The following is a 3,827-nucleotide window of genomic DNA, read 5'->3' as shown; positions in this document are numbered from 1 at the left end:
GGCTTGGGGCTGGCGGCGGCGGACTTCGCCGGCTTCGCCGGGGTGGAAGCCGCGCCGGGCGCCTTGGCGGCGGGGGCGGACGGCTTCGCGGGAGGGTTCTTCTTCGTGGCCACCGGAGGGCCTCCTGGCAGGTATCGACCGTGGTCCCAGAGGGGATTGAAACGAGCGCGTCTCACTCGGTCACGGTGCCTACCAGAAAACGGCCCCCCGGGGACATCCCCGGGCGTTCGCCGCCCGGGGCCCCGCGGTTACTTCAACGGCTTAGCCGAACAGGCCGCCCACGAAGCTGGACACGGCGGAGACGGCGGCGCCCACCTGGCTGACCACCGGGATGTTGGTGGCGGCGGCGATGGAGCCCACGGCGGTGATGACGCCCGTGACCTTCTTGGTGGTGCTGGCGTTCGGGTCGCGCAGGGTGGAGATCGCGTTCGCCGTGTCGAAGGCGGCGATGGCGATGTTCGCGCCCGGGGCGAAGCGGCCGGCGGCCTTGGCCAGAGTGCCCCCGGCGGCCTTGGCGGCGGCGGTCGCACCGGCCTTGGCGGCGGCCTTGCCACCCTCGGACAGCGCGGCGCGGGCGGCGGCGCGGGACGCGGTGCCCGTGGCGGCCTTCAGGGCCACGCCGGACTCGCTGACGGCGGTCTTCAGGGCGGTGCGCACGCCGTTCTTGATGGCGGAGGAAGCGCCACCCTCGAAGGCGGCCTTGGCGGCGGCACCGGCGGCGGCGCGGGCCAGCTTGGGGCCGGCGCCCGGGACCGCGGCCTTGAAGGCGCCGCTGGCGGCCTTGTACGCGCTGCCGAACTTGTTCACGTCGCGGGCCAGCTCCAGGCCGCCCTTGACGGTGCTGACCGCCGTCTTGCCGGCGGTGGCGACGGAGCCCAGCGCCTTGTTCCAGTCCTCGCTGGAGCCGGAGCGCACGGCGTTGCGCACGTCGGAGATGGCCGTGCCGGCCTGGCCCACCAGCTTCGCGGCGTTGGTGATGGTGCCAATGGCGCCGCCCGCGATGCCCAGCTTGCCCTTGAGGTCGAGCTTGGTCTTCGGGTCCGTGGCCTTGGAGACCAGCTTGTCGACGTTGCCCTTCAGCGTCGCCTTGAAGCCGTCCGTCTTCAGGCTCTTGACGTTGTCGAAGCCGTCCTTCACGGCCGTCTTCACCTTGTTGAAGGTGTCGTAGCCCTTCTTCGCCTGCGTCCCGATGTCCTTCGCCGCCTTGATGGGGTCCTGCTGCACCTGGCGGATGGTGTTGGAGACGGCACTGCGGGCGCGGTCGATGAGGCTCATGTGGGGCTCACTCGTCGGAGTTCGAGGAATGGATTGGAAGGGCTGCTGACGTCTTGAGGGGATTATCGCGGCAGCCGTCGATCAGTTGCGTAGCACCTCACATGTGCTGAGAAGGTGGGTGTGGGACACCGGTTGTGGCACGGCGCGTCAGCGTCAGCGGCAGTCGGGGTCCGCGTCGTCGGCCCGGCCATCCGCGTCGTTGTCCGCGCCGTCGTGGCAGTGGCCGGCCTCGGACGGGACCCATTCGGTGACGTGGAGGGTGTAGCGGATGGGGGTGTCCCGGTCCGGCCGGGCCATGCCGTCCACCACCACCAGCACGGACTGCCCCTGGGCCAGGGTGAGCTTCAGCGCCGGAGCCCCCTTTGTCGTAGGATGTGGGTGCGCGGCACAGCCCAGCTCCGTGCCCCGGCAGCCGGCGAGGAGGTACAGGGCGTGGCCGCCCGCGTCCGGGTCGTTGCCGGGCGAGGTGTCGAAGACGAAGGTGCCGGCCCTGGGCGCCGTCCACAGGTGGGCGCGGTCCTGCTGGAGCAGCGCGCCGCAGGTGCCCTGGAAGCCGTCGCCGGAGAAGGCCGTCTCGCCCTGGAAGGTGACGGGCAGGGCGCTGCCCAGGTCGTGGTGGGCGCAGCCCTGGCCCTTGCAGCGGGGCTCGTCGCGGCACTCGGTGTCCGCGCAGTCCACCCAGCGGTCCCCGTCGTTGTCCATGCCGTCGAAGCAGGAGGCGCCGGCCTCGGTGGCGCGCAGTTCGTCGATGTGCAGCTCGAAGGCGCCTTGCGTGAAGGACCCGCCGGCCACGGCGTCCACCGTCACCAGGACCCGCTGGCCCTGCGTCAGCGTCACCGCCACCCGGGCCCCGCCGCCGTAGCTGATGCCGCCCGTGGCGCACGCCAGCTCCTCGCCGCCGCAGCCGTCCGCGTACACGGCGATGACGGACCGCACCGCCGAGCGGGCCGTGTCGAAGGTGAAGGTGCCTGCCCGGGGCGCCGTCCACAGGTAGCCCCGGTCCGGAGCGCCGGCGCCTCCGCAAGAGGCGGCGTGGTCGTCCCGGGCCTCCACGGTGGAGCCCTTCAGCGACACCGGCAGCGCGCTGCCCAGATCCCGGTCCACGCACACGGGCTCCGGGGGCGCGCAGACGTGGGGCACGCCCGTGCCGCCGCAGGTCTCCGGCGCCGCGCACGCGCCGCAGTCGAGCGTGCCGCCGCAGCCATCCTCCACCGCGCCGCACGTCGCCCCCAGGAAGCCGCAGGTGGCCGGCCGGCATCCCGGGACCGCGCAGACGTTGGGGACGCCGCCCGCGCCGCAGGTGAGCCCCTCGCCGCACGCGCCGCAGTCGAGCGTGCCGCCGCAGCCGTCTGACACGCGGCCGCAGTCCTTGGCCAGGGCCTCGCAGGTGGACGGCGTGCACGCGGCCTTGCCGCAGACGTTGGGTGTGCCCGCGCCGCCGCAGGTCTCGGACGCGAGGCAGCCTCCGCATTCCAGCACCGCGCCGCAGCCGTCCGACACGCGGCCGCAGTTCGCGCCCTGGGCCGCGCAGGTCGTGGGCACGCAGGTGCCGGCGCCGCAGACGTTGGACTCCCCCGCGCCGCCGCACGTCGCGTCGGCCTCGCAGGCGCCGCACTCCAGGACGCCGCCGCAGCCGTCCAGCACCTCGCCGCAGCCCTTCCCCAGCGCGGCGCAGGTGGCCGCCTGGCACAGCGGGGCCGCGCAGACGTTGGCCACGCCGCCCGCGCCGCAGGTGAGCCCCTCGGCGCAGGCGCCGCAGTCGAGCACCCCGCCGCAGCCGTCGGACACGGCGCCGCAGTTCTTGCCCAGCGCCCCGCAGGTGGTGGGGACGCACGGCGCGCGGCCGCACACGTTGGCGGTGCCGCCTCCGCCGCACGTCTCGTCCGGCCCGCACGCGCCGCAGTCGAGCACCCCGCCGCAGCCGTCCGCGACCTGCCCGCAGTTCTTGCCCGCGGCCTCGCAGGTGGTGGGGACGCAGGCCGGGGGGCCGCAGGCGTTGGGCACGCCGGCGCCTCCGCAGACCTCCGGGGTCGCGCACGTGCCGCAGTCGAGCACCCCGCCGCAGCCGTCCGGGAGCGGCCCGCAGGTGGCGCCCCGCGCCTCGCAGGTGCTGGGGACACAGGGCCGGGGGCCGCAGACGTTGGGCACGCCGCCCCCGCCGCAGGCCTGGTCTCCGGCGCACTCGCCACACTGGAGCGTGCCGCCGCACCCGTCGATGGCGTAGCCGCAGTCCAGCCCCTGGGACTCACACGTCATGGGCATGCAGAGGGGTGGGGGCCGCCAGGCCAACCTGGAGGAGACCGCGTCCTCCGGCAGCGTCTGGCCGCACGCCGCCCACAGCCCCAGCAGCAGCACCCAGCCCGGCCAAACACCCGTCCGCCCCATGCCCCGTTCCCGCCGCCCGTGAAGGCCCCATCCGCCATGGGCCCTGGGGACAAGGGTGGGGAGCGGTCCGTCCTTCGCGAAGCGGCGGCAAGCCCCGGTGGGTCCCCGGCGGTCGGAAAGGCGTCACTGTCCCGCCCCGCCCGCCGGGGAGGCGCGCACTGGTGGAC

Annotated in this window: 2 protein-coding genes; both read right to left on the bottom strand. The window is 74.7% G+C overall.

The genetic code is table 11. The features are described from left to right. Nucleotides 1–261: 261 nt before the first annotated feature. On the bottom strand, nt 262–1,275 hold the full coding sequence (locus D7W82_RS42255) for a hypothetical protein (RefSeq protein ID WP_158617810.1): 1,014 nt from the start codon (nt 1,273–1,275) through the stop codon (nt 262–264). 153 nt (nt 1,276–1,428) lie between these two features. Continuing rightward, nucleotides 1,429–3,660, bottom strand: a complete 2,232-nt coding sequence (locus tag D7W82_RS38730; protein WP_120623053.1) for a tryptophan synthase alpha chain — start codon at nt 3,658–3,660, stop codon at nt 1,429–1,431. Between the last annotated feature and the right edge of the window lie 167 nt (nt 3,661–3,827).

The sequence above is a fragment of the Corallococcus sp. CA049B genome (genome assembly GCF_003611685.1).
In the GTDB taxonomy this organism is placed as follows: Bacteria; Myxococcota; Myxococcia; order Myxococcales; family Myxococcaceae; genus Corallococcus; species Corallococcus coralloides.
Note: the sequence above shows the minus strand (reverse complement) of the source record. Positions and strands in the feature narration are given on the sequence as shown.

Bases quoted from the DNA above. Each gene is read 5' to 3' on its own strand.
- D7W82_RS42255 (WP_158617810.1), bottom strand. From the start codon at position 1,275: ATGAGCCTCATCGACCGCGCCCGCAGTGCCGTCTCCAACACCATCCGC.
- D7W82_RS38730 (WP_120623053.1), bottom strand. From the start codon at position 3,660: ATGGGGCGGACGGGTGTTTGGCCGGGCTGGGTGCTGCTGCTGGGGCTG.